Origin of the sequence: Sediminibacillus albus, from assembly GCF_900101125.1 — a bacterium.
In the GTDB taxonomy this organism is placed as follows: Bacteria; Bacillota; Bacilli; order Bacillales; family Amphibacillaceae; genus Sediminibacillus; species Sediminibacillus albus.
Window position 1 is genome coordinate 176,307 of sequence record NZ_FNFL01000002.1, and the last position, 25,100, is coordinate 201,406.

20 protein-coding genes are annotated in these 25,100 nt (G+C 38.5%); 17 read left to right on the top strand and 3 right to left on the bottom strand.

Annotated features, from left to right (window positions below; genetic code table 11):
* Positions 1-170 precede the first annotated feature (170 nt).
* Positions 171-1,589, top strand: coding sequence for an NADP-dependent phosphogluconate dehydrogenase (gndA, locus tag BLR93_RS07000; RefSeq protein WP_093212682.1), 1,419 nt, complete (start codon positions 171-173; stop codon positions 1,587-1,589).
* A 545-nt stretch (positions 1,590-2,134) separates the two neighbouring features.
* Here gndA and zwf read toward each other — a convergent pair.
* Positions 2,135-3,610: a glucose-6-phosphate dehydrogenase gene (gene zwf / locus BLR93_RS07005; RefSeq protein WP_093212684.1), complete on the bottom strand. Its 1,476-nt coding sequence runs from the start codon at positions 3,608-3,610 to the stop codon at positions 2,135-2,137.
* Between the two features lie 641 nt (positions 3,611-4,251).
* On the opposite strand from zwf, the gene BLR93_RS07010 reads away from it, so the two are divergent.
* From BLR93_RS07010 to BLR93_RS07040, 7 genes are all read left to right on the top strand, one after another.
* A complete protein-coding gene (locus BLR93_RS07010) occupies positions 4,252-4,650 on the top strand; it encodes a hypothetical protein (RefSeq protein ID WP_093212686.1) in 399 nt (132 codons plus the stop codon).
* Positions 4,651-4,825: 175 nt separating this feature from the next.
* Positions 4,826-5,749 (top strand): ArsR/SmtB family transcription factor, encoded by a 924-nt coding sequence (locus tag BLR93_RS07015; RefSeq protein WP_093212688.1) that lies wholly within the window; start codon positions 4,826-4,828, stop codon positions 5,747-5,749.
* Between the two features lie 266 nt (positions 5,750-6,015).
* Positions 6,016-6,996 (top strand): family 43 glycosylhydrolase, encoded by a 981-nt coding sequence (locus BLR93_RS07020; protein ID WP_245690084.1) that lies wholly within the window; start codon positions 6,016-6,018, stop codon positions 6,994-6,996.
* Positions 6,997-7,061: 65 nt separating this feature from the next.
* A complete protein-coding gene (locus BLR93_RS07025; RefSeq protein WP_093212692.1) occupies positions 7,062-8,351 on the top strand; it encodes an ABC transporter substrate-binding protein in 1,290 nt (429 codons plus the stop codon).
* Positions 8,352-8,558: 207 nt separating this feature from the next.
* Positions 8,559-9,494 (top strand): carbohydrate ABC transporter permease, encoded by a 936-nt coding sequence (locus tag BLR93_RS07030; protein ID WP_245690085.1) that lies wholly within the window; start codon positions 8,559-8,561, stop codon positions 9,492-9,494.
* Positions 9,491-10,324: a carbohydrate ABC transporter permease gene (locus tag BLR93_RS07035; RefSeq protein WP_093212694.1), complete on the top strand. Its 834-nt coding sequence runs from the start codon at positions 9,491-9,493 to the stop codon at positions 10,322-10,324. The genes BLR93_RS07030 and BLR93_RS07035 overlap by 4 nt, the downstream gene beginning before the upstream one ends.
* An 18-nt stretch (positions 10,325-10,342) precedes the next feature.
* The gene (locus BLR93_RS07040) at positions 10,343-12,106 is read left to right on the top strand and encodes a glycoside hydrolase family 2 protein (RefSeq protein WP_093212696.1); all 1,764 of its coding nucleotides are present in this window, start codon (positions 10,343-10,345) and stop codon (positions 12,104-12,106) included.
* 76 nt (positions 12,107-12,182) lie between these two features.
* Here the strand turns inward: BLR93_RS07040 and BLR93_RS07045 are convergent, their stop codons facing one another.
* Complete coding sequence (locus BLR93_RS07045; protein WP_093212698.1) at positions 12,183-13,370, bottom strand: MFS transporter; 1,188 nt, start codon at positions 13,368-13,370, stop codon at positions 12,183-12,185.
* Between the two features lie 722 nt (positions 13,371-14,092).
* Here BLR93_RS07045 and BLR93_RS07050 point away from each other — a divergent pair.
* The 3 genes from BLR93_RS07050 to BLR93_RS07060 are packed head-to-tail and all read left to right on the top strand — an operon-like array spanning position 14,093 to position 17,102.
* Complete coding sequence (locus BLR93_RS07050) at positions 14,093-14,656, top strand: bifunctional transcriptional activator/DNA repair enzyme AdaA (protein WP_093212700.1); 564 nt, start codon at positions 14,093-14,095, stop codon at positions 14,654-14,656.
* Between the two features lie 27 nt (positions 14,657-14,683).
* Positions 14,684-15,952: an ATP-grasp domain-containing protein gene (locus BLR93_RS07055; RefSeq protein ID WP_093212702.1), complete on the top strand. Its 1,269-nt coding sequence runs from the start codon at positions 14,684-14,686 to the stop codon at positions 15,950-15,952.
* Entirely contained in the window at positions 15,945-17,102 is a 1,158-nt protein-coding gene (locus tag BLR93_RS07060) for an MFS transporter (RefSeq protein ID WP_093212704.1), read from the top strand. Before BLR93_RS07055 ends, BLR93_RS07060 begins: the two co-directional genes overlap by 8 nt.
* Before the next feature lie 350 nt (positions 17,103-17,452).
* Here BLR93_RS07060 and BLR93_RS07065 read toward each other — a convergent pair whose 3' ends face one another.
* Complete coding sequence (locus BLR93_RS07065; RefSeq protein ID WP_175559285.1) at positions 17,453-18,295, bottom strand: formyltetrahydrofolate deformylase; 843 nt, start codon at positions 18,293-18,295, stop codon at positions 17,453-17,455.
* A 217-nt stretch (positions 18,296-18,512) separates the two neighbouring features.
* On the opposite strand from BLR93_RS07065, the gene BLR93_RS07070 reads away from it, so the two are divergent.
* From BLR93_RS07070 to BLR93_RS07095, 6 genes are read left to right on the top strand one after another with little or no spacing between them, the layout of a single operon-like run.
* Positions 18,513-19,187, top strand: coding sequence for a helix-turn-helix transcriptional regulator (locus tag BLR93_RS07070; protein WP_093212709.1), 675 nt, complete (start codon positions 18,513-18,515; stop codon positions 19,185-19,187).
* A complete protein-coding gene (locus tag BLR93_RS07075; RefSeq protein WP_093212711.1) occupies positions 19,168-20,472 on the top strand; it encodes a SidA/IucD/PvdA family monooxygenase in 1,305 nt (434 codons plus the stop codon). Before BLR93_RS07070 ends, BLR93_RS07075 begins: the two co-directional genes overlap by 20 nt.
* On the top strand, positions 20,469-21,746 hold the full coding sequence (locus tag BLR93_RS07080) for an aspartate aminotransferase family protein (protein WP_093212713.1): 1,278 nt from the start codon (positions 20,469-20,471) through the stop codon (positions 21,744-21,746). The genes BLR93_RS07075 and BLR93_RS07080 overlap by 4 nt, the downstream gene beginning before the upstream one ends.
* A gap of 1 nt (position 21,747) precedes the next feature.
* Positions 21,748-22,911 carry an NAD(P)/FAD-dependent oxidoreductase gene (locus BLR93_RS07085; protein WP_093212715.1) on the top strand — a complete coding sequence of 388 codons (1,164 nt, stop codon included), beginning with the start codon at positions 21,748-21,750 and terminating at the stop codon, positions 22,909-22,911.
* Positions 22,912-22,938: 27 nt separating this feature from the next.
* A complete protein-coding gene (locus BLR93_RS07090; protein WP_093212717.1) occupies positions 22,939-24,027 on the top strand; it encodes an SIS domain-containing protein in 1,089 nt (362 codons plus the stop codon).
* The gene (locus tag BLR93_RS07095; protein WP_175559286.1) at positions 24,020-25,090 is read left to right on the top strand and encodes an ABC transporter substrate-binding protein; all 1,071 of its coding nucleotides are present in this window, start codon (positions 24,020-24,022) and stop codon (positions 25,088-25,090) included. Before BLR93_RS07090 ends, BLR93_RS07095 begins: the two co-directional genes overlap by 8 nt.
* The last annotated feature ends 10 nt before the right edge of the window (positions 25,091-25,100 follow it).

Below are 25,100 nucleotides of genomic sequence, written 5' to 3' on the forward strand. Positions count from 1 at the left end.
AAATCGTACTTACTCGAATGATGGCGTGAAAGAGATTGTTTGCATGCTTTTTTTGAATTACGTATAGTAGAAGTATTAAGTAGTGAAATAGCATGCTTTCTACATAAGCGAATTTAGGATAGCTGACTAGCGAGACTAAATAAACCTTCAGAAGAAAGGAAAGAATATTTATGGCAAAGCAACAAATTGGAGTAATAGGTTTAGCTGTAATGGGCAAGAACCTTGCGTTGAACATAGAGAGCCGTGGCAACTCGGTTTCCGTATTTAATCGCTCTTATGAGAAAACGGAGGATTTTCTGCAAAACGAGGCGCAAGGAAAAAACTTTGTCGGTTCAAAAACAATTGAGGAATTTGTAGCATCATTAGAAAAACCGAGAAAAATTATGTTAATGGTAAAAGCAGGTGCTGCTACTGATGCGACCATCGAGTCATTAAAGCCTCATTTAGATGAAGGGGATATTTTAATTGACGGCGGCAATACCTTCTTTAAAGATACCATGCGCCGTAACAAAGAACTGGCAGAATCCGGGCTGCATTTTATTGGCACTGGTGTATCCGGCGGTGAAGAAGGCGCGTTGAAAGGTCCGTCGATCATGCCGGGGGGACAGAAAGAAGCATTCGAAAAGGTACAGCCAATCCTGGAGTCGATTGCTGCCAGGGTTGATGGTGAGCCTTGTACGACGTACATCGGTCCCAATGGAGCCGGCCACTATGTGAAAATGGTCCATAATGGTATTGAGTATGGCGACATGCAGTTAATTTCCGAAGCCTATTTTATTTTAAAAAATGTACTTGGGCTCGATGCGGGAGAACTGCACGAAGTATTTGCTGATTGGAATAAAGGTGAGCTAGACAGCTATCTTATCGAAATTACTGCTGACATTTTCACTAAGACGGACGAGGAAACGGGCAAACCGCTTGTTGACGTCATTCTTGATACAGCCGGCCAAAAAGGTACTGGGAAATGGACAAGCCAAAGCTCCCTGGATCTGGGCGTTCCGCTGCCAATTATCACGGAAAGCGTCTTTTCCCGCTTCATTTCAGCTATGAAGGAAGAACGGGTAAAAGCGAGCAAGGTGTTGAATGGACCGGCGCAAGCGAAGGAAACCTTCGAAGGAGATAAAAAAGAACTAATTGAAGCAGTGCGCAAAGCATTATACATGAGTAAGATTTGTTCTTATGCCCAAGGATTTGCCCAAATGCGGGCAGCCTCCGAGGAATTCGATTGGAACCTGCGTTACGGGGATATTGCCATGATTTTCCGTGGCGGCTGTATTATCCGTGCGCAATTCCTGCAAAAGATCAAAGAAGCGTATGACCGCGAGCCAGGATTAACGAACCTGCTGCTTGATCCATATTTCAAAGACATTGTCGAAAATTATCAGTCTGCCTTGAGAGAAGTATTATCTGTAGCTATCAAAAGAGGAATTCCGGTACCAGCCTTCTCTAGTGCATTAGCTTATTATGACAGCTATCGCACCGAAAAGCTGCCAGCCAACCTGTTGCAGGCACAACGTGACTACTTTGGCGCCCACACCTACCAGCGCTTAGACAAAGAAGGCACCTACCACACCGAATGGATGAAGTAAGAAAAGCGTAAACGACCGGTTAGCTGCAAGCAGTGGACTGAGCCGTTCAGAACATAAACACAAAAAACTCCCTGCCATGAAGGGAGACCGCTGAAAACCGAATCTCTATGATAGGTAGAATTTTAAAAAAGCAGTCTGTGTGGAATTTAATTTCCATACAGACTGCTTTTCGTCTAATTTCAAGAGGTTTGTGCCCTCTCTTCCTTCATTCGTTTAACGATTCGTTTCACATTTTCCGGGAAAATCGCCATCCCACCTTGAATACGCATGCCTTCGAGACCTGAAGATGAGATGACTCACATATCCGTATCTATGTAACATCACTCTTTTTAGATGGGCCTCTGTTGATTCCACGATGAGCGACCGGGGGTGACGCCTGCGGCCAGCAACCACCGCCAAGCGGTTCGTGGAATCAACAACAAACGTTGGCAGCACCTTTAGATTAAAAAGGACTTTTTCAGTGGCCTCCCATGAAGGCGGAGAGTTGTTATATGGTTACAAAAACCCCAGCTTGTATTAAAATTGGCAAGCTGGGGTTGCGTTTTTTATATTGACCACCAATGGAAGCCGTCTTTATCCAGCAATTGATTGGATTCTTTAGGACCCATGGACCCAGATTCATAATTTGGAAAGTTTGCCTTCTTGTTTTGCCATGCTTGGGAGATAACATCGACAAATTTCCAGGAAAGTGCTACTTCATCCCAATGGGTAAAGTTTGTCGAGTCGCCAAGCATACAGTCATACAGCAGTACCTCGTAGGCCTCTGGTGTGTTGATCTTATCCTCATTATGGCTATAGTAATTAAGCTTCACTGGTGTCGAGGTAGTTCCTACTCCACGTTTTTCTGCGTTGAGGTGAAGGGTGACTCCTTCATCCGGATGGATATGGATGACCAGCAAGTTGGGCTGGATGTCTTTTCCTTTATTAAAGTATAGGTTCATCGGCAAGTCTTTAAATTGGATCACGATTTCGGTTGCTTTAATTTCCATCCGTTTCCCGGTACGTATGTAGAAAGGAACGCCGGCCCAGCGGAAGTTGTCAATCATTAGCTTGCCGGCCACAAATGTTTCCGTATTTGAATCCGATTCTATTGCTGTTTCATCACGGTAGCCGTCTACTTTTTCGCCATTCGATATTCCATGGCCGTATTGGCCGCGGACAAAGTAATGATCGACATTTTCCGCTGTCATGTCTCTAAGGGCGCGAAGCACCTTTACTTTTTCGCTGCGGATTTCATCCGGTGTAAGCTTGATCGGCGGCTCCATTGCAAGTAACGCGAGCATTTGCAGCATATGGTTCTGCACCATGTCACGCAATGCACCGGATTTATCGTAATAACGCCCCCGCTCCCCGACACCTAATGTCTCACTGGAGGTTATCTGGATATTGGCAATGTACTGATTGTTCCATAACGGCTCGAACATGGCATTGGCAAATCGGATTACTTCGATATTCTGCACCATTTCTTTTCCAAGGTAATGGTCGATTCGATAAATTTGATCCTCGTTAAAAGCCTGGCGAATTTGCTCATTCAACTTTTTCGCCGATGGATAGTCATGGCCGAAGGGTTTTTCTATTACCAGGCGGGACCAGCCGTTTGTGTCTGTCAGTCCTTCATTCTTCAGGTTTTCAGCAATCGTTCCAAAGAAGTTGGGTGCCATCGCCAGATAAAAAATACGGTTCTCACCGGTATGGTGTTTTTCATCAAGAGAATGAAGCAGGCTTTTTAATTTCTGATAAGAAGCTAAATCAGTAACATCAAATGGCTGATAATAAAAATGAGAAAAGAAATCAGCGTTTATTTGTTCATTTTCCGGCCGTGAAGAAGTAACCGAATGCTCTACATTGCTCCGAAAATCTTCGTTAGTGAGCGGTCGTCTGGCGACACCGACGACAGCAAAGTCTTCGGAAAGTTTGCCGTTTTTGTACAATCTGTAAATGGACGGAAATAATTTTCTGTTGGCTAAATCACCAGTAGCACCAAAGATAACAAGGATGGATTTTGGTTTGTCGACGTTCATGTTTCTAAAGACCTCACTTTGCTCTTTATATTTATAGTTAGTATGTAACATGTTAGTTCATTCAAAACGCCTGCTTATTGGAAGAATAAATGACGTTTCTTTCTACCATACCATGTTCGCTGGAATTGATAAAATTATTAGAACCACGGGTGCAGCAATTCTTTGAGATCGCTTGGATATGATGGAAAATAAACTGTGGGGAGTAACCCTTTTCTGTTGCCTTACAATAGTCGGCCCATCGGACCCCCCTTTCATAAAACATTTCCATTGCGGAAGGAAGAGCGAATGTCATCAAGAACATTGGTTGAAAACAGTTTGCAGACTATCAGAGAAGGAAATCCACGGAGACTCCTGCGGGAGGGAAGACCTCGGTGAGACCCCAGAGCGCAAGCTCGAGAAGGCTCACCAGCCGCCCGCGGAAAGCGTAGTGGATTTCCGTAGCTCAGTCCTAGCGCTTATCCGATACTATTAAGAAATTACCTACTGTTATATCGCCATTTCTATCCATTACGTCATCAATCGAATGCTTGAAGAGGGTCTTTTAAAACTTCCTATGCTGTTAATGTCCGGTTTTTGCAAGCGGATTTAACCTCTTTTTGTTGTCTCTGGTAAGTTGCGGTATAATTAGGGGGGAAAGGCAGGTGTTGGAAGTGTTTGATAGCATTAAGGAAACGATAGAAAATGCAGGTTTTGGCAGAAAGGCTATTATGAAAAGATATATTAAAACATTTACGGACAATAATTTAGAAGAGGGCGAGTCCCTACTGGCCGTTGCATCGCCTAACGATAAACCTACGAAGCTGTTATTCGTGACTAACCAAAACGTTAGTTTTTACAATATGTTAACCTCTGATGGCAAGGATGATGTCAAAGCTCCTATTTCAGCAATTATTTCCTGTGAAATAATTGCCCAGAATGGGCTGGCAGCTATCAATTTGGAAACAAAGCAAGGTAGCATCACCATCCATAAAGTCTTAGAACAAATCGCCGGCCAAATAAAAGATACGATTGAGGAGCTGCAAACTAAACAGGAGAGTTAATGTGAAGATAACCCCTCGAGCATGAAATCGTGGGGGATTACTCACTTCTTAATGATGTGCTAGATGGGATCTGCTACTTTTTTACATGTTTAGTATTTTAAGCTTTAAAAGGAAAGCGATATAGCTTATACTTTTATTATTACAACTATTGTTAGAATAAAAGTGGGGAAATAACATGAGAACGCTGGAGTTGACTTTCGAAGACGCAATTGAAGTATGTAAGGCGATATCAAATAAACATAGAATGGCAATATTACGTCTGTTGAGCGAGCGCCCGCACAATGTGAATGAACTATCGGAACGGTTAGGGCTTCCATTTTCAACGACAGCTGTTAATGTGAAAAAGCTGGAGGATGTCAATTTAATTATCACTGAATTGCTGCCTGGCAGAGGTACACAAAAAATCAATACTAAGAATTACGACCAGATTGTTATCGATATTGGGCCTCAGGAAACAAAAAAAGCAGAGCATGCGGTTGTTTATGATATGCCTGTCGGCGAGTACACGGACTGCTATGTGGAACCGAGCTGCGGCTTGGTGGGAGTGGAAGATTACATTGGAATGCAGGATGATCCTCGGTCCTTTTATGAAACAGGCCGGACAGAAGCACAGCTGTTGTTTTTCAAAGCTGGTTTTGTCGAGTACCGGTTTCCAAACAGGCTGCCTTATGGCGACAAGGCGACCCAATTAGAATTCAGTGCGGAGATATGCTCTGAGGCCCCATTATACAAGCTCGATTGGCCGTCTGATATTACTGTCTGGATTAATGGATATGAAATCACCACTTGGACCTCACCTGGCGACTTCGGAGGTGAAAGAGGCTTTTTGACTCCGGAATGGTGGATGACCAACCATACCCAATATGGCTTGCTGAAAAATTGGCGCATTACCGAGGAAGGCTGTTTCTTAGATGGAACATTGGTGAATGGCCAATGCACGATAGACACATTAAAAATAGCAGAGAAGCCATTTATTTCATTTAAAATTGGAGTAAAAGAGGACGCAGTCAATATGGGCGGACTTAACCTGTTCGGCAGTAAATTTGGAAATTATGAACAAGGAATTGTGATGAAACTGCAAGTAGAAGAGAAAAAATAAACGATAAAGAAGATAAACACCTGCTGGCGCTCAAACGCCTGGGTGTTTTTTTTCTGCAAAATGCTGTGGAAATAAGTCCTTTTCAAATAACAACTTGCGGGAGGCTATAATAAAATATATTTCATTACAATAATAGTTGAAATAAAACATATAATTATATTATAATAAAATCGTTAAAGGATTTCATGGATTCTTCGGAAAGGAGGAGGGACAAAATCAGCTCTTGGCTGAAGTGCATTTTATGGATTGGGTGTATCTGCCCAGTAGTGATTGGCTGTTCAGCTGATGGACCATCAGAGGAGACCAGTCAATATCAAAACCCCGTGTATGAGCCTGTGTTGGCTGATCCTTCGATCATTAAGGCAGATGATGGCTATTATTATGCCTATGGGACCGAAGATGCCTGGGGAGATGACTCTGAAACAAAGCTTGTTCCGATTGTGCGGTCAAAGAATATGGCGGATTGGGAATTTATTGGAGAAGCATTTAGCGAAAAACCAGATTGGAAAGGCGCAGGAAGCATCTGGGCTCCCGATATCCAGTACTATAACGACCGGTATTATCTTTATTATTCTTTATCCATTTGGGGAGACAGCAATCCGGGAATTGGTGTAGCTGTTTCTGATTTTCCTGGCGGGCCTTTTGAGGATCAAGGCAAATTGTTCACTAGTGAAGAAGTCGGTGTTGCTAATTCCATTGATCCGTTCTTTCGTGTTGAAGACGGGACCCCCTACCTTGTCTGGGGAAGCTTTCATGGTATCTATGGTGTCGAGTTATCCGAGGATGGCTTGTCCCGAATTGGTGAGCCGTTTCCGATAGCGGGTGATGCATATGAGGCACCTTATATCGTTAAACATGAGTCGAGCTATTACTTCTTCGGTTCGAAAGGTTCGTGTTGTGAAGGGGCGGACAGTACGTACCATGTCGCGGTTGGACGTGCAGACAGTTTTAAGGGCCCTTATGTTGACCAGGAAGGTAAAAAGCTGTTGGACAACGGCGGAACAACCATCTTATCAGCAGATGCAAACGGTAGGTTTGCCGGACCTGGCCACAATGCCATAATAACCGATGAAGCCGGGCAGGACTGGATGGTCTACCATGCTATTGAAAAAAACGATCCATTGCTATGGTCAGGCGCTTCACGAAGGCCGTTACTGATTGATCCAATTCGCTGGGAAAATGGCTGGCCGGTAATGGAAGGCGGCAAACCTAGTGAGCAATCACAAACAGCACCCGAGACTAACTAACAAAGATGGGTTTATTTTTTAACACGTTTATGAAAGCGCTTATATTTTGAAAAGGGAGTGGGATTATGAAACGTACAAAAACATGGTTGGGAATCTTTTTCACATGCTTATTAACTTTCGTTTTGGCAGCATGTAACGGAAATAGCGGGGTGGTAGACAATGAAGGTGGTGATTCAGGGGAAAAGGAAGGGTCTGGTGACAGCTCTGAAATCACCCTGTGGGCCCCATTTTCCGGCCCTGATGGTCCCTACATGAAAGAAATAGTGGATGGCTATAATGATTCACAGGACGAATACACGGTTAACTTTCAGATTGTGCCACAGACAGAGTATTACAAAAATGTCGACTTAGCTATCAATGGTGAATCAAACATGCCAGATTTACTTGTGATGCACGGTGATCAAATTTTTACCTATGCCGAAAAAGATGTGCTTAGGAGCTTGAACGATCTTATGGGTGAGGAAATAACCGAAGATGAATACCATCCCAATGGTATCGAGGGAGCCTCAGTAGATGGTGAGATTTATGGTGTGCCGCTTGATATTCATCCACTGCTTTTCTATTGGAACAAAGACATGTTTAAGGAAGCAGGATTGAATCCGGAACAGCCGCCGGCTAACCGGGAAGAATTTATTGAATATGCTCAAGCGCTTACTGATAAAGATAACAATCAATATGGATATGTAGTGCCGACCTTGTGGCCGCAAGAGTTCATTTTTCCGACCATCGTCAACCAAAATGGCGGCGAGCTTTATAAAGATGGCGAAGTTCAATTTACATCAGACGCGGTTGTAGAAGCATTGGAATTCGAAAAGTCATTAATTGAAGAATATGAAGTGTCTCCTAAAGATGTTCAACAGGATGGAGAAGTGACTTTGTTCTTGCAAGGGAAAAGCGGAATGCACATGAACGGTCCATGGATGCTTGAACAATGGGAAGAATCAGGTATCAACTATGGAGTTGCCCCTGTCCCGCAGCTTGGAACAGAACAAGAAGGAGTTTATGCGAACTCCCATAATTTTGTTATTCCGAAAAGCGGTAATGAAGAAAAGCTTGATGCAATTACCAATTTCTTAAGCTATGTCGGCGATAATGCGTTAGCTTGGGCAGAATCTGGCCAGGCTCCGGCATCAAAAGCTGTTTATGAAAGTGAAGAGTTCCAGGAAGTCAATGACCAATCGCCACAAGTGGCCAAACAATTTGATTATGTCACATTTGCCCCTGATGTAGAAAACTGGGGACAGGCAACTAGTCCGCTAATGGAAGCAGTCAATGAAGCACTTCTAGGACAAAAGGATGTAAAAGAAGCGTTAGAAGAAGCACAGCAAAAGGCTTCCCAAGCCTTAGAAGAGTAAGCAGCAGAGTGAAAATAAGCAGGCGGCTGCTGCGCCTGCTTATTTTCTTTAAAGCTGTAGATGCTTTAGGTGAACCATAGAAAAGGTTCGTTACACAGGTTTCTATGAGCCGGGAGTCTATAAGTCTATTAATTACATGCAAAAGGCTAATTGTTCTGTACTAAATCTAGAACGGTAAGATAGTTTTTGAAATGAGGTGAAGAAGCAATGGAAGAAGCAAGACTGCCGATGAGCAAAGCAAAAAGGGATAGACGCTCCAAGTTAACGTCTTTTTTGTTTGTTTTACCTTATCTCGCCATGTTTTTGGCATTTTTATTTTTCCCTCTTGTTTATGGAATTTATATTAGTTTAAACGATTACAATTTATTGTCCAAGGAGCATCCTTTTATTGGGTTCGCGAACTATACCAGGATTTTCAACCCGGATTCAGCGATGAATGCCCTGTTCTTTGAAGGGCTGTGGAATACAATAAAGTTCGTTGTTTTTTCCGTGCCGCTGCTGGTAATTATCGGTCTGGCACTGGCTCTGTTGTTAAACAGTCTGCCCGGCAGAATTAGAGGATTGTTCCGGACCATCTATTTTATTCCCTACGCTATTTCTGTATCGGTAATTTCCATTATTTTTCTTTGGATATTGGATACTAATTCAGGGCTGTTGAATAATTTTTTGATGAGTTTGGGATTTGATCCGGTACCGTGGCTGACGAGACAGCCATTTGCCTGGATATCTCTTGTCGGTGCTACGGTATGGTGGACACTTGGTTTTAACATGATTATTTTCATTAATGCGTTAAACGAAGTGCCGGAGGATCTCTATGAAGCGAGCTCGATCGATGGAGCGTCTGCCTGGCAGAAGTTTATTCATATTACGCTGCCGTCGATTCGACCGATTATGTTGTTTGTGGTGATTACTTCGACCATCGCTTCTTTTAACGTCTATGGACAGCCTTACTTAATGACACGCGGCGGACCAGGCGATTCAACAGAGGTATTGTTAATGGGAATTGTTGATCTTGCTTTCGAACAGCGTGAATTAGGGATGGCTTCAGCAATGGCTTTGCTTATGTCGTTAATTATGATTGGTGTTTCGATTGTTCAGTTTAAAATTTCCAACCGGAACCAGGAAGGGAGAAAAGCCAGATGAAACAGACAGGTAAAAAGACAGGGCTGATCATTCTTGCTTCTATAATAGCGCTTTTGTTTCTGATTCCACTCGCCTGGATGATTTCCACCTCATTTAAAAATGATTTTGAGGCTATTGCCGGTGGGCTGAATTGGATTCCGGAAGAATTTACCATTGAAAATTATACGTACACCTTGCTTGGAGAAGAGGTGGACGTTCCTATATTCAGGTGGATGTTCAACTCGTTATTCGCAGGGATTGCTGGTACAGCAATCATTGTTACGATTGATGCTATGGCCGCATACGGTCTGGCCAGGTTGGATGTTCCTTTTAAAAAATACTTGTTCCCCTTATTTATCAGCACGTTAATGATCCCATTTGTGATTACTTTTCTGCCTATGTACATGCAGTTCAGTAATATGGGGCTTTTGAACACGTATGCTGTGTTGATTTTTCCTTATACGGCGAATGCATTCGGTGTATTTTTGCTCTATCAATTTTTTAAGTCGTTTCCTAAGGAATTGGAAGAGGCAGCGCATTTGGATGGGGCGAATAAGTGGCAGATTTTTGCCAAAGTCGTTGTTCCATCGGCACGGCCGATATTATGGACACTGGCCATCTTCTCGTTTATGCAGATTTATAACGATTTTTTATGGCCATTGGTCGCAACTAATACGCCTGATATGAGAACAATCACGACAGGAATTGCCATTATGCAGCAAGGAAGCTTTGTTTCCTCTTATGGAAAATTGATGGCATTAACCACCATTGCGACGGTACCGATCCTGATTGTCTTTTTGATCGGCCAGAAGCAATTAATTAAAGGAATAACCCAAACAGGTATTAAATAATTCATCGGAGGTAGTCTTATGGCGAACTTACAAACAGAATATCCCAGACCTCAATTTCAAAGAGATAAATGGTTAAATTTAAACGGAGAATGGAACTTTTCTTTCGATGATGAACAAGCAGGACTAAAGGAAAAGTGGTACCAATCTTTTCCGAAGGCTAAAACAATTAATGTACCGTTTGCTTATCAAGCATCGAACAGCGGCATCGGAGATCCTTCTTTTCATGATGTTGTCTGGTACCACAGGACTTTTTCCATTCCTGAGGAGTGGAAAGGACAGCAAATTATTCTTCATTTCGGAGCGGTTGATTACCAGGCATGGGTTTATGTGAATGGAGAGCAGGCAGCTTTTCATCAAGGTGGCAATGTGCCGTTCTCCATGAATATTACCCACCTGCTTTCTGAGGGTGACAATCAGCTGACCGTCAGGGTGGTTGATCCTTCTGAAGATGTCACCATCCCCCGCGGGAAACAGTATTGGCATGAACAGTCCGCTTCTATTTTTTACACGAGAACAACCGGAATCTGGCAGACCGTATGGTTGGAGCCAGTAGCTGCTACCTCGATCGACCGATTGCGTTGGACGCCGGATATTGACCAGGGAAACATAAAGCTGGAGGCTGAATTTACTGGAGAGCTTATCAACACGGAGCTTTTAGTAAATGTTTTCTTCCAAGGCAGGAAGATTATTTCAGAGCAGATTGGACTTTATCAATATTACTTGAAGCGCAGCTTTGATATACGCGGGCGTTTCACAGACCGGAGCAATATTCATGGCCCTGGCTGGTATTGGACGCCGGAACACCCCAATTTATTTGACGTAGAATTACAATTGGTAAGCGACGGAGAAGTCGTTGACAAGGTTTCCAGTTATTTTGGCATGCGGAAGGTGTCGGTGGAAGATGGCAAATTCATGCTGAACAACAAGCCGTATTTTCAAAAATTAGTGCTTGACCAAGGATACTTTCCGGGAGGACTGTTAACTGCTGAATCGGATGATTCCTTAAAGCAGGACATTGTACTCGCAAAAGAAATGGGGTTTAACGGTGCCAGGAAACACCAAAAGGTGGAAGACCCCCGTTATCTATACTGGGCCGACCGGTTAGGATTTCTTGTTTGGGGCGAAATGGCCAATTGCTCAGAATACAGTGAAGATGCAGTAGAACGGATTTCTGCAGAGTGGGCGCAGGCAGTCAAGCGTGATTACAGCCATCCGAGCCTGGTGGTGTGGGTGCCGCTTAATGAGAGCTGGGGCATTTCCAGGGTAGCCAGAGAAAAACAGCAGCAGAACCATTCCTTGGCTATGTACTATTTAACGAAATCATTAGATACAACCCGACCGGTTTTATCAAACGAGGGCTGGGAGCATACCATTTCCGATATTTGCGGCATTCATAACTACCGTTCAGCTGAGGAAATGGCTGAGGCGTATCAGACTGTGGAAAGCGCCGTTTCGACAACACCTGCCAACCGGCCAATTTACGCTAGCGGCTTCAACCACCAGGGTGAACCGATATTGATTACCGAATATGGCGGGATTGCTTATGATGTAAAAGAAAGCGACCAGCCGAACGGATGGGGATATTCGGCTGTCAATTCAGGAGAGGACTTAATTGATGGATATTCCAGAATGACAAAAGCACTGTTCGATTCCCCGGCTGTACAAGGGTTCTGTTATACCCAATTAACAGACGTAGAACAGGAAATAAACGGACTGTTAACTTACCACAGAAAACCAAAATGCGATTTAAAAGCAATTAAACAAATTAACGACAGTAAATAATTTTGTGGACACATAAATTTGAAAAAGCTCCTGATACAGTCGCTGAGCGATTGTTCATCAGGAGTTTTTTCTGTGGTTATGCTGTTTTTCGGCTGCTGTTAATTAACAGAATCACATACAATAGCATAGAGAGGAAAACAGAAGCGGCAGCCGTAAGATAAATAAACCTGTAGCCAAACAAAAAGGCGATTTGTCCGAACGTCATCGCCCCAATTCCGACGCCAAGATCGAAGAATGAGAAGAAGGTGGCATTCGCCATCCCTTTTCTGTTGGCCGGAGCTTTATCGACCGACCATGCCTGCAATGCTGGCTGGACACTGCCGAACCCGAGACCGTACAATCCAGCAGCTATGAATAATACTAGGGAATTCGGAAGCCAGACTAACAATAACATAGCAGCAAGTATCATCAGGGTTCCCGGCAAAAAGACAACGACATGGCCTTTAGCGTCATAAAGTCTGCCGGCGAATGTTCTGGAAACCATTAAAAATACAGCATAAATCAAGAAGTACACTTCAATGCCGCTGATGCCTGCCTTTGCAGTGTATAACGGTAGAAATGAAGCAATCCCTCCAAACGTTACAGTGATAAAAAACAATAACAGCGAAGGCTGGATAGCACTTTTTTCAAAGATATCAAATTTCACAGTTACCGATTTATTGCTGGATTGCTCCACTTTTTTATATTTTATTTGAGAAGATAAAACGAGTGCGACTAAGCCAAGTGCTGAGCAAATCAAAAACAACTGGGTGAATGATATATAGCCGGCCAGCGTTAATCCAAGGGCTGGTCCGAAGGCAAGCGCCAAGTTTCCTGAAAGCCCGAAATACCCCATCCCTTCGCCACGCCGCTTCGGCGGAATTAAATCGGTGGCAATTGTTCCGGTAGCGGTGGTGGAAAAACCCCAGCCTATCCCCTGAACCATCCGCATAATAAATAAAAAGACAATACTAAAAATAAATGCATAAGAGCCCACAGATAACACAAATATAGCTAATCCGAGCATGTAGACAAACTGCCTGCCTTTTGATTCCAATGCATGGCCGGCATATGGCCGGAATACAAGAGCTGAAAATGTAAAAATACCAGTGATGACACCAATCAATTTGTCACTGCCGCCTAACTCCTGGACAAATAGCGGAATCGTCGGCAAAGTCATTTGGAATCCTAAAAAAATAAAAAAGTTGGCCATACAAATAAGAGTGAAATCACGTGTCCATATCTTATCGCTTGCTTTGGCGTTGGTAATTGTTTGTTCGGGCATGCTGATCTTCCTTTCTTTCGACACTCGAAATATAGTATACCGTGAATGAAGAGAGGAAGAAATGAATTTGTCTCCTTCATCTATTGTAAACGCTTCCTCCTATTATTATTGCTTGGTTAAGGTAGGAATATGATTGGGCAGGGCAGTGTAGTCATTTTTGTTTGACATTTTACTAGGGATTTGGTTGGCTAATCCCTCTACATCAAGTAGTTCGGTTGGTAAATATTTTAATTCAAGATACTAAAATTTAGGTAATCGCCCAGGGGAATGGTAAATATAACCATTAAATACTAGGTAATATTCACCTAAAATGAGCATGCTAAGAACTTCTTCAAATGGAAAAGAAGTAGATGATCCCTGTCCTGTTTTTCCCAAAAACAAATATAACTCATCCATGAATACGAAAGCGTGGCTACAAATATCATTAGTGGAATAATACCTCCATCAACCTGATAAAGGCCAGTTTCTTGCCACTCCACCTGAGGAGTTTCTAATATTGATAGATTAACTCTAGCCATGTTGACTGAGCATAAATAGCTTATTGTATTAGGGAGAAAGCACAAGCTTAACCAAAATAAAATCTTGTTGTTTTAAGATAGCTTACTTTTTGAAAAACCTACAAATGTTTTAAATCATTGTTTTAAAATCTTGCTCTCTCATTAGCAAAATATGAAAATAATACTAATATTACCTTATAATAACAAAAAGGAGGTTTAATATTGATGGATAACTACCCAATCCCAAGTATTCCCTCTAAGTATTGGAAGGCAATCTCAAATAATGATAGCGATTTCGATAATGAATTTTATTATGGTGTTAAAACAACGAAAATTTTTTGTAGACCTTCTTGTAAGTCAAGAGTACCTAATAAAAATAACGTGTATATTTTTAAAGAAGCACAATCGGCTCTTGAACTAGGTTTTAGACCATGTAAAAGGTGTAAACCAGATAATCTGTTATTGCCAAATGAAGAATGGGTTGAAATTATATGTGAATGGATGGATAAAAATTTCCAAGATGATATAACATTAAATTCCTTATCAGAAATTTTTCATTCTAGTCCATTTCATTTACAAAGAACTTTTAACAAGGTAAAAGGAGAAAGCCCTTTAGCTTATCTACAAAAAAAGCGATTAACTACTGCAGCAAAAAAACTAAAAGATACAAACTATCCAATACAGCTCATATCCAGTGAAGTAGGGTTTCCGAATAATTCATACTTCAGTACTGTTTTTAAAAAATATTATCAAGTAACCCCAAACAATTACAGGAAACAGTTTAGATAAACATTTTTTCAAAGGAGACAATAAATTATGGTATCTAAAAAATATATTCTGCTTTTAGGCGCAGATCAATACTTGAGAGAAAGAGCTATTTCTGGAGTAAGACAATTAAGTAACAACCCGATATGGACAGCCTCTAAAAATGCTAAATTTAACAAAAATAGATATTTTGACTACAATCTAGAAGCTGATCCTAAAGACGAAGCGAGTTTACTGAATGCTATAAATAACCAGAAATTAAATGGATGGTATCCAGAGGCAATAATACCTTTAAATGATTGGACTTTAAAGGTAGCTCATATCCTAAACAATAAGTTAGGACTTAATTATATGCCAGAAGATGTAATCGATTCTTGTAGAGATAAGGCAAAAATGAAATGTAATTTTTTAGAACATAATGTCCCAACACCAGACTTCAGATTAATTGAAGATGAAGCAGAATTGCTCATGTCTGTTGAAGAGATTGGATATCCAGCCATAATTAAACCTTATGATTTTGGAGGAAGTGGAGGAGTATATCTCGTTTCAAACAAACAAGAGGCTGTTGAAAATTATAGAAAGTCCAAAGACGTTATACGAAAACATGGTGATGATTTTGGAATAGATGGCAGTAAATTTATTATAGAAAAATATATAAAAAGTGAAGATGAGATTTCCCTTGAAGTAGCATGTTATAAAGGTAACTATAAAGTTATTGCTGTAACGGAAAAGTATCTTACACCAGAACCGAGATTTGCAGAAATAGGACACTTAGTTCCTAGCCACAGGTCAGGTAATGAAAGGTTAAAAGAGATTGCGCGAAATGCTTGTAAATCTTTAAATATTTCAATGGGGTTGGCTCATGTAGAGATAAAAATTAAGGATAATAAATTTTGGGTTATTGAAGTTGGAGCTAGACCAGGTGGAGATGGAATAATGGATCTGGTGGAACGAGTATTTAATATTAATCCATATAAAATACATGCGGCAGCTTATTTAAATATTAATCCTTTTGAATTTATACCAACCCTGTTGGAGCCATATGGAACTGCAGCTCTGGCTTTTTTAAAATCAGATCCCGGTCTCATAAGTGATATAAAGCTTCCTGAGAAACTTCCAAAGGAAGTCGAGTCACTTTGGGTCCACGCGCAAATAGGTGATTATTCAGAGGAAGCAACCTGTTGGAAGGATAGAGAAGGAGTAATTGAACTATATTGGGATAGGATATTTGAATGTAAAACGATAAAACCTTTGCTTATATCTGAGTTTCTGTCGAACCAAATATTTAGTGTTAAAGAAGTTGTAAAAGACTATGTTTAAGTATATTTTACTTTCAGGGGTTTATAGATTTTTTTGTGGAGCAATAATTTTAGCGATAAATTGGAATTTAGCAACTAGTGATAATGATAATTTCTTTTCCTTAGCAATAGCTGTGTTAATTTCGTTTATCCCTGCTATGTTTGTCCCAGTACTATTCAGCAAACTATTTAATAAATATCATGGACCATTCTTAACATCATTAGCATTAATTGGTGTAGTTGTTAGTAGTGCATTATTAAGTGCATTGTACACCTCTAATACTATGTTAGTGGTAATAAATTTCTTAATTTGGATCTTCTTTTTTGTTATGGAAACTACATGGGAAACCTGGTTTGCCGGCCTATCAAAAAGTTACAATAAACAAGATGTTTCTAAATATAGTTCAATATCGATGACTATAAACCAGGTTGCCCTTATGTCTGGTCCAATAGCAGCCCCAATAATAATTGACAATTTTTCTTACGAAGCATTTTTCTATTTAATGGCTGTCACATTTTTTGCGATTTCTCTATTTTCCTTTTTCCAAAAAGTGCCTAAGGTTGAAACAAGTATATCCAGAGAAGAAGTGCGCACTTCAAAAAAAACAAATTTATATTTGTTCTTCTCGTTAGCTTTAATTTGGCCAATATTAGGAAGTGTTAATTTTATGTTACCTGTGTACGTAACGGTAAATAGGGGAGAAATGATAAATGTCGGCATATTGGATGCTTCTATTAGTATCGGTATGGCTTTAATAGGAATTGTTTTTTCACTATTAAAAGTAACTACATTACGGATTAGAGTGATGATGGCATTTAGTTCCATAATAGCTGGCTTTGTAATTTGGTGGATTAGTGGGTATTCTATCATCTTCAATTCCGTTGCAATCCTATTACTTGGTTTTGGCTTTGGTAGTTTAAGAATTATGATTAGATATTTATTAGCTCGAAACTATTCTACAGAAGAAGTTGCTACACTAGTGTCTAGAGCAAATGCTTTATCACTGCCAATATTAGGAATAATCTTGTCAGTTATTATGTTTTCAATTGAATATACTTGGATAGCACCATTCTTTCTTACAATAATTATGTCTATATTGCTTGCTATTAGCCTAAGACATGAAAAAACAGATGACAAAGACAATAAAAGTCAAGAATCTCTTTTAGCATGAAACTCCAAAGAAGAATGAGGTCTATAGTACTTCTACAGTTAAATGGCATCCATGGATTTGTAAAAAATCCATGGATGCCATTATTTGTTTTTTCGGATAATCTATCAGCCGAAGGGGTTCTATCATTTTAAAGTCGAACAAGACATTCAGCCAGTGGGGGGAATTAATAGGAAGCGGGAGAATATTGCGACACCCATACTGGACCGGTTGCTTCATCATCCCAGGGTGTTTTCCGTTGATGGGCCAAGTTTTTGAATGAAAAATAAAACTGCCGAATAAGACGGCAGCTTTGTATAATTTTAATCTGACGGTTTTGTATGAAATTAAACGTCCCTCAACTAATCGATTTCTTATTTTAATAGTACAGCCTTATTATTATAAACCAATACTTTATCATTTATATGATACCTTATTGCATCTATTAAAGTTTCAGTTTCTGTCATTCGAATGAAGTTTTTATAATCTTTTAACCCTAAACCTTCGTCTATATTGATAGCTTTTTGTATCAAAATTGGTCCTTCATCTAATTCTTCAGTGACATAGTGAGCTGTAGAACCGATAACTTTCACACCTCTATCAAATGCTCTCTGGTAAGTATTGGCTCCAACAAATGCCGGCAATAAACTGTGATGTATATTAATAATATTATTACTATAAATACTAACAAACTCTGATGGAAGAACTTGCATATACCTTGCTAAAGATATGAAATCTATATTTTCACTGTCTAAAATATGAAGTGCTTTTTGTTCCGTCTTTTTATCACGTTTGGTTAATTTCAGGTTATAAAATTCTATTCCATAGGACTCTACATATTTTCTGTAAGTATCATGATCGCTGATAACAAGTGGAATGTTACAATCTAACTCTCCTTTTTCCCACCTAGTTAGGACTTCTTTTAAGCAATGCCCTTGGTTAGAAACAAATATAGCCATATTTTTTTTGTTTACTTTTTTCGTTTCAATATCTACTGAAAATTTTTCTTTGAACTCCTTCAAACCATGTTGAAATATACTATTTTCTAATAACTTATGATCTGATTCCAATTCAATCCATCCAAGGAATAAGCTCTCCTCTTTTAGTCGAATAGTTTTGCTGGAATTCACAGTAATAGACATTTTTTCTAATAAGTACTTCAACTTCTTTTCTTCAAAATTCCCCGCAATTTTAATTCTATACTTATAAGGCTCCATGTATATCCCCTCCCTAATTATTAACCTATAGTAATTAAAATTCTGGTTTATTTCTACAAATATTTCCAAAATGTAGAATAAAACAAAAATTTGGTAAATAAAACCAAAGCAATAGTCCTTTTGCTGTTCTACCATTAAAGCATGGGTAGTTTCTCCAACATGTCTATCAGAAATCTAATATATTATTGGGGGTGTATAGATTAAAGGAGGAGGAAACTTGGGGGTAAAACACACAATACTATATGATGCCAAAAATACCTTTGGTGATAAGGAAAAATTTCTGCTGAAAAAACTCAAAGTTGTGCTAATTGATAATTTTCATGTGCTAGAAAACAAGAACTTAGAGAGATATAAGATGCTAATCATCTTAGAAGGAAGCCATATTGCTAATTATGATAAGTCAGTCATAAAGGAGTTTGAGAAGCGCCATATTCCATTAATAAGTATTAATAAAGTACCAAAAGAAGAAGTTTTCGAGTTAGTATTTAACATAATTAATGTTCAGATTGATTTTAACGAATTAACCCACCTCAATAATGAAAAGATAATTGAAGCTTTAATTTATATCGAAAAAAACCTGCAAAATTCAGACCTCTGTTTAAAAAATGTATCTAACCATTTATTTCTAAATACTGCATATTTTTCACGATTTTTTAGAGGAATAATGGGGATTGGTTTTAAAGACTACCTCATTAAGCTAAGAATTTCCAAAGCTAAACAAATGTTAGAAAGTGGACATCTAGTAACCGATGTATGTATGGCGATAGGCTACACAAATTTATCCTATTTCTCTAAAGTTTTTAAAAAAGAAGTTGGAGTTAGCCCATCCTGTTATAGAAAGCGCTATCATATGACCGATAAGGAGGATAACAATGTACGAAAAATATTATGATCTTATAGGTGTGGGATTTGGACCTGCAGGAATTGCATTAGAAACGGCAATAAGAGACTTCGAAGAGACTGGTGATGAAGAAAGTTATAAAAGGTTATTTTTAGAACAAAATAAAAGCTCGGCTTGGATGCCGGAAATGTTATTACCGGGCACAGACATTCAACATCATTTTTTAAGAGATTTTGCAACACCACGAAACCCTCGTAGCAAGTACACATTTTCTAATTATTTATTTGAGAAAGGAAGAGTATTCTCGTTTGGTTTATTAGGCATTCCAAGTCGAACTGAATGGTCTGATTATGTACAATGGGTCGCTAAACAAGTAGAAGAAAAGGCACATTATAATGAAGAGGTTAAATTAATAGAGCCTTTACTTGTAAATAATCAAGTTGACGGACTTAAGGTTCATACTAAAGATAAACTTAATAACAAAGAAATGGTATATCAAACGAAAAACATCGTCCTTAATTCAGGGAGAAAACCATTTATTCCAGCTATTTTTAAGGATAAAACTGGTGATAAAGTAATTCATGCAAGTAAATTCAATAGCGCTGTTAAAAAAATGGATAAACATGATAACCCTACCTTTACAGTCGTAGGTTCGGGGCAAAACTCTGTAGAAATAATGCTTTATTTAGCTAACAAGTTTCCAAATTCTAAGATTAACTCAGTTATAAGACACACAGGATTTCGTCTGTATGAGTTAGGGCATTTCACAAATGAGGTTTTCTTTCCTGATTTTACAAATTATTTTTATTCTTTAAGCCAAAAGAAGCGAAATAGTTTATTCGAACAGATAAAGCATACAAACTACTCTGCCGTGGATAACGATGTTAGTGAAGCATTATATTGGAAGGTTTATGAAGATAAAATCAGAGGAGAAGAGCAAATAAAGTTATATCGTTGTAAAGAGATTAACTCTGTATCGACAGAACCTGATTATTATTCAGTTAATTTCAAAGATATCTATAGTGGGGAAGAAGGCTCTATAGATACAGATTATATCATCTTATGCACAGGTTTCTATGAAGAGACATACCCAGAAGTTCTTGAACCTATGAAAGAATATATTAACTTCAATAATGATAACAGTATATCGATCTCTCAAGATTACAGAGTGGAAACAAAAGCTAATGTAAAAGCAAATATCTATTTAAATGGCCTGACAGAGAGAACGCATGGAATAGGTGATGCTGCTTCATTTACTATGATGGCTACAAAAGCTCAAAGAATACTTGATTCTATGGAGAAAAGTAAATTAGTTGAAAAAGGTGGTGTGTTATGAGTGTAAAAAGTTATTCAGATAGCGTTTCGAAAGTGTGGCCACTCTTTACAAATGTGGATGTAGATTACGGTGAAGATATATTCTTATATGATCGACAAGGAAAAAAATTCATCGATTTCACTTCCGGCATAGGTGTTACCAATACAGGACATTGTCACCCTAGAGTAGTTAATGCGATTAAAGAACAATCAGAAAAACTATTACACGGTCAAACAACAATATTATATAACTCTATGATAGACGAACTAGCTAATTCTATTATAAAAATACTGCCAGATGAATTAAATTGTGTGTTTTTTTCCAACAGTGGGAGTGAAGCGGTTGAAAGTGCAATCAAATTAGTCAGGCATGCAACTGGTAAACCTAATATTATTTGTTTTCAAGGAGGTTACCACGGTAGATCAATAGGTGCGTTATCATTAACTACTGCTAAGTCTGTATACCGTTCTGGCTATCAACCGTTAATGTCAGGTGTATTTGTTAGTCCCCATCCGTATTTTAAACAACATTCGGATGAAAACAGTGAACAAAGGGTTAAACAGTGTTTAGATGAATTAGATCATATACTAAACACTCAAACTTCACCTGACGAAACTGCTGCAATGATTATGGAACCAATTCTTGGAGAAGGGGGCTATATAGCACCTCCTAAAGCATTCATTCAAGGGGTTAGAGATATATGTGACAAACACAATATACTTTTAATTTTTGATGAGATTCAGACTGGTTTTGGAAGAACAGGAAAGTACTTTGCATTTGAACATTTTGAGATTAAACCTGATATTTTAGTGATCGCAAAAGGGATTGCTTCAGGGTTACCTCTTAGTGGAATAGTAGCAAACAAAAAGATGATGGATAAGTGGATTACTGGTTCTCATGGTGGGACCTATGCGCCTAATCCTTTATCTATTGCTGCGGCAATTGAAACGATCAAAATTTTAGAAGAAGATAATTTAGTTAGTAACTCCGAGGAAATAGGTGAGTATTTATTGAACGGATTACAGAAGATGAAAAATGAATATCCTGACATTATAGATGTTCGAGGTAAGGGGCTCATGATTGGATGTGAGTTTGTGGAAGAAGACGGGCTGCCGGGTACTTTTATAGCTGAAAAAGTCAGAGAAAATTGTCTTTCAAAAGGATTAATCCTCTTAACTTGTGGACCTTATAACCAAGTAATTAGATGGATACCTCCTCTTACCACCAAAAAAAGTGATGTAGATAGAAGCCTTTCCATATTTGAAAAAGCATTAAAGCAAACTTTAGGCAGATAAAATGAAATATGATGCAATAATTGTTGGTGGAGGAGTAATCGGTTCAAGTATTGCTTATTTTCTCACGGAAAACTCGAATGTAAATGTATTATTATGTGACAAAGGCAAACCACCTATTGGCGCTACAAGTATTTCAGGGGGATTACTAAGAGTACATCATACAAACAGAGCAAACCAGTATCTGGCTTCTGAAAGCCTAAAAATTTATAGAGATCTTATGTTAAACAAAGGGATGGAATTCGGTTATGACTCTATAGGTTTTTCTTTAGTTGTCGGTAAAGAACATCTGGATAGTCTTAAAAAAAATGTACAGTCTATGAAAGATTTCAAATTACCAATTGAACTATTCTCACCACAGAATTATAGAAAAATAGAAACAGAATTTTTTGCGGGTAAAGAAGTGGGGGCAGTTTGCCATGAACCACTAGGTGGTTATGGGGACCCAACACAATCTAGCCTTACGTTTCTTAATCGTGCTTTAAATCACGGCCTGGATTTGATGGAAGGAACAGAAGTTGAAGAATTAATTCTAAAAAATAATAAAGTGGTAGGTGTAAAAACAAAGTTTTCTGATATTTATGCAAATAAAGTGATTCTTGCATCTAACTTTTGGAGCAAAAAGCTCTTAAAAAAATTAAATTTAGATATCCCATTGTACACCAAACGACTAGGAGTTGTTTTTGTCAAGCCGAAATCCAACAATAAAATTTTATCTCATTCGTATATCGATGATACTTCTGATACCTATATGAGACCATTTAATGATGGAAGGATTTTGATAGGATTAAAATCGTTTGTATGCGGTTCCAATAAGTACAGCCTAAATAAATCAATTCATGTAGAAGAAGCAAAAGAGGCTATTCAAAGAGCTGCTAAAAGATTCCCTGCCTTAGAAGGGGCAAATATTCTTGGTGGTCGTATTGGTTTTGACAGTTATACACCAGATTTACACCCTGTTGTTGGTTCACCAGAAATGGAAGGATTATATTTAGTTGTTGGTTTTAGTGGGGGAGGATATAAAATTGCACCCGCAATTGGGAAGTATGTGTCCGAGGAAATTTCCAAAGATATACGGTTAAAAGAGCTTCAATATTATAGACATGATAGATTCAAAAAATGTAAAAAGAGTTTTTTTCATACAGACACGTTATATAACTTTATGTAATTAATTTGTGATGAAAGGGGATTAACGATGGAAGATAGATTACAACATCCATATCATATGTACGATGAAATCATGTTACAACCAGAATATTTAAAGAGGCTTTTCTTATCATCTAAGTTTAAAAATCATGGTGAGATTTTAACAGTTTTAAAAAATAGCAGCAGGGTCTTTCTTGTTGGTTGTGGTACATCTTACAATGCAGCTCTGTCTAGTTTTAGCTTTAGTCAAATGATATTTAAACGAGATAATAAGTTTAATGCTATACCGGCTCGTGAGTTAATGTCTCCAAATTATGATTTAAATAGTAACGACACAATAATTGCATTTTCACATTCAGGGGACACTAAAGCTACTTTTGACTGCTTGAAATTAGCTAATGATAAAAGCTGTAATACTATATTGATCACAGGCGATACTGTTAGTAAGTGTGCTGGAATATCTGATTTTGTTCTAACCTATGGTTACAAAGAAGATAAATCTCTGGCACATACTATTACTTATTCGCTTAGTTCTTTCTTGATGTTAACGATAATGGGTAAACTAGCAAGAAAAATGGGATTTATTGAAACGAGTGATATGATTCATTCAGCATCAATAGAGTTACCTTCACTTGTTGGCAGTATTTTAAAACAAAGAAATGAAATTAGAAAGATAGCAAAGAAAATGGAAAGTAACTTTTATCTTGTAGGTGGTAGTGAAAGCACGCTAAGTACCGCAGCTGAAACGGCTTTAAAGTTTGGAGAAGTTCATTATACTCCAACAACTTTCATGGACGTAGAACAAGTATTTCATGGTCCGTTGGTTATGTGTGATGACCACACTGGAATTATCGTGGTTAACAGCAATAATAATTTAGATGCGAGACTAGATGAACTTTTTAAGGCAACAAAAAATATAGGTTGTAAAACACTGCTAGTTACGACTGAAAAAAGCAATATTAAAAATTCAGATTATATGTTCCAATTGCCATACTGCCATGAAATATTAGTGCCTTTAGTGTACATGATTCCGTTGCAGTTAATGAGTTATTACATTTCTGTAAACAATGGGCTTAATCCTGACCATATTCGCAGAGATCAAACACCGTATAAGAAAGCTCGTGAAGCGTATGAATAAATTAGTAGTAGAACCTATCAATCCAATGTCTATATCTGACCGAATATCAAAAAGGAAAACCGACAAAGAAGTTTTCAGAATTGGATTCAGCGCTAATTATGGAGGACATACAAGAGAATTATACTCAGGGTTATATCTTGCTGTGGAAGAATATTTGAAAAATAAAGAAAGAGATTATGATATTGAATTATTGTGGAAAGAAAGTTCATTTTCGTATGAATCAAGTAAAAAAGCAGCTAATCAGTTAATTAATAGGGGTGCAGAAGCGGTAATAGGTCATTTAAGCGCTAATCAATCACTTGCAGCAGCTACAATCTATTCGGATATAGGTATACCTTTTTTTGCAACGGGGACAACACACCCTGAACTTACAAAACAGGGGTATGACAATCTATTAAGATTTTGTGGAAAAGACGATGATATGGCAGAAGAGATGATTAAATTAGCTGCATCATTATCAAAAAGCAAGTCTCTTAAAATAATATTTCAGGAAAATAATTATGGAAAACAACTGTCCAGTTTGTTAGAGAAAACATCAAATGAAAAAGGACTCTTTATAGAAAAAGAAGTCTTAAGTAGCGATGTTTCATTATCTCTAAAGTCCAATCAAACGATATTATATGCTGGTACTTATGAAGGAGCATTTTTACTCACAAAGAAACTTAGTAAACTGAATTTCCGCGGGAAAGTTATATTTGGGGATGATGTGTTTGTAGCAGATTTTCCTTTTCTCGTCTCAAAAGATAAGGGAATTCAGTTATATACCATTTCTACAAAACGAGGACTATTTGGGGTGGACTATATTGAATTCGCTAAAAAATATAGAGAAATAGCATTAATGGATCCTGGTGCCTATTCAATAACAAGTTATTTAGCCACTAAGTTGCTTCTTACAAATATATCTGTACTAAAAAAATATGGATATAAAAAGTTTATTGATCATCTGAAAAACGGAATAAAAATTGATAATCTCGAAACAATTTCGTTTTCGCCAAATGGAGATGTATTAGATTTCGCATGGGGCGTTTACAAAATAGAAAACGGAAAATTTTATAAATTATGATAGGAGAGAT

Coding starts and splice junctions, on each gene's coding strand:
- BLR93_RS07050 (WP_093212700.1), top strand. CDS start 14,093: ATGGATAACTACCCAATCCCAAGTATTCCCTCTAAGTATTGGAAGGCA.
- BLR93_RS07075 (WP_093212711.1), top strand. CDS start 19,168: ATGTACGAAAAATATTATGATCTTATAGGTGTGGGATTTGGACCTGCA.
- BLR93_RS07065 (WP_175559285.1), bottom strand. CDS start 18,295: ATGGAGCCTTATAAGTATAGAATTAAAATTGCGGGGAATTTTGAAGAA.
- BLR93_RS07035 (WP_093212694.1), top strand. CDS start 9,491: ATGAAACAGACAGGTAAAAAGACAGGGCTGATCATTCTTGCTTCTATA.
- BLR93_RS07085 (WP_093212715.1), top strand. CDS start 21,748: ATGAAATATGATGCAATAATTGTTGGTGGAGGAGTAATCGGTTCAAGT.
- BLR93_RS07095 (WP_175559286.1), top strand. CDS start 24,020: ATGAATAAATTAGTAGTAGAACCTATCAATCCAATGTCTATATCTGAC.
- BLR93_RS07090 (WP_093212717.1), top strand. CDS start 22,939: ATGGAAGATAGATTACAACATCCATATCATATGTACGATGAAATCATG.
- BLR93_RS07080 (WP_093212713.1), top strand. CDS start 20,469: ATGAGTGTAAAAAGTTATTCAGATAGCGTTTCGAAAGTGTGGCCACTC.
- BLR93_RS07025 (WP_093212692.1), top strand. CDS start 7,062: ATGAAACGTACAAAAACATGGTTGGGAATCTTTTTCACATGCTTATTA.
- zwf (WP_093212684.1), bottom strand. CDS start 3,610: ATGAACGTCGACAAACCAAAATCCATCCTTGTTATCTTTGGTGCTACT.
- BLR93_RS07040 (WP_093212696.1), top strand. CDS start 10,343: ATGGCGAACTTACAAACAGAATATCCCAGACCTCAATTTCAAAGAGAT.
- BLR93_RS07015 (WP_093212688.1), top strand. CDS start 4,826: ATGAGAACGCTGGAGTTGACTTTCGAAGACGCAATTGAAGTATGTAAG.
- BLR93_RS07060 (WP_093212704.1), top strand. CDS start 15,945: ATGTTTAAGTATATTTTACTTTCAGGGGTTTATAGATTTTTTTGTGGA.
- BLR93_RS07055 (WP_093212702.1), top strand. CDS start 14,684: ATGGTATCTAAAAAATATATTCTGCTTTTAGGCGCAGATCAATACTTG.
- BLR93_RS07030 (WP_245690085.1), top strand. CDS start 8,559: ATGGAAGAAGCAAGACTGCCGATGAGCAAAGCAAAAAGGGATAGACGC.
- gndA (WP_093212682.1), top strand. CDS start 171: ATGGCAAAGCAACAAATTGGAGTAATAGGTTTAGCTGTAATGGGCAAG.
- BLR93_RS07045 (WP_093212698.1), bottom strand. CDS start 13,370: ATGCCCGAACAAACAATTACCAACGCCAAAGCAAGCGATAAGATATGG.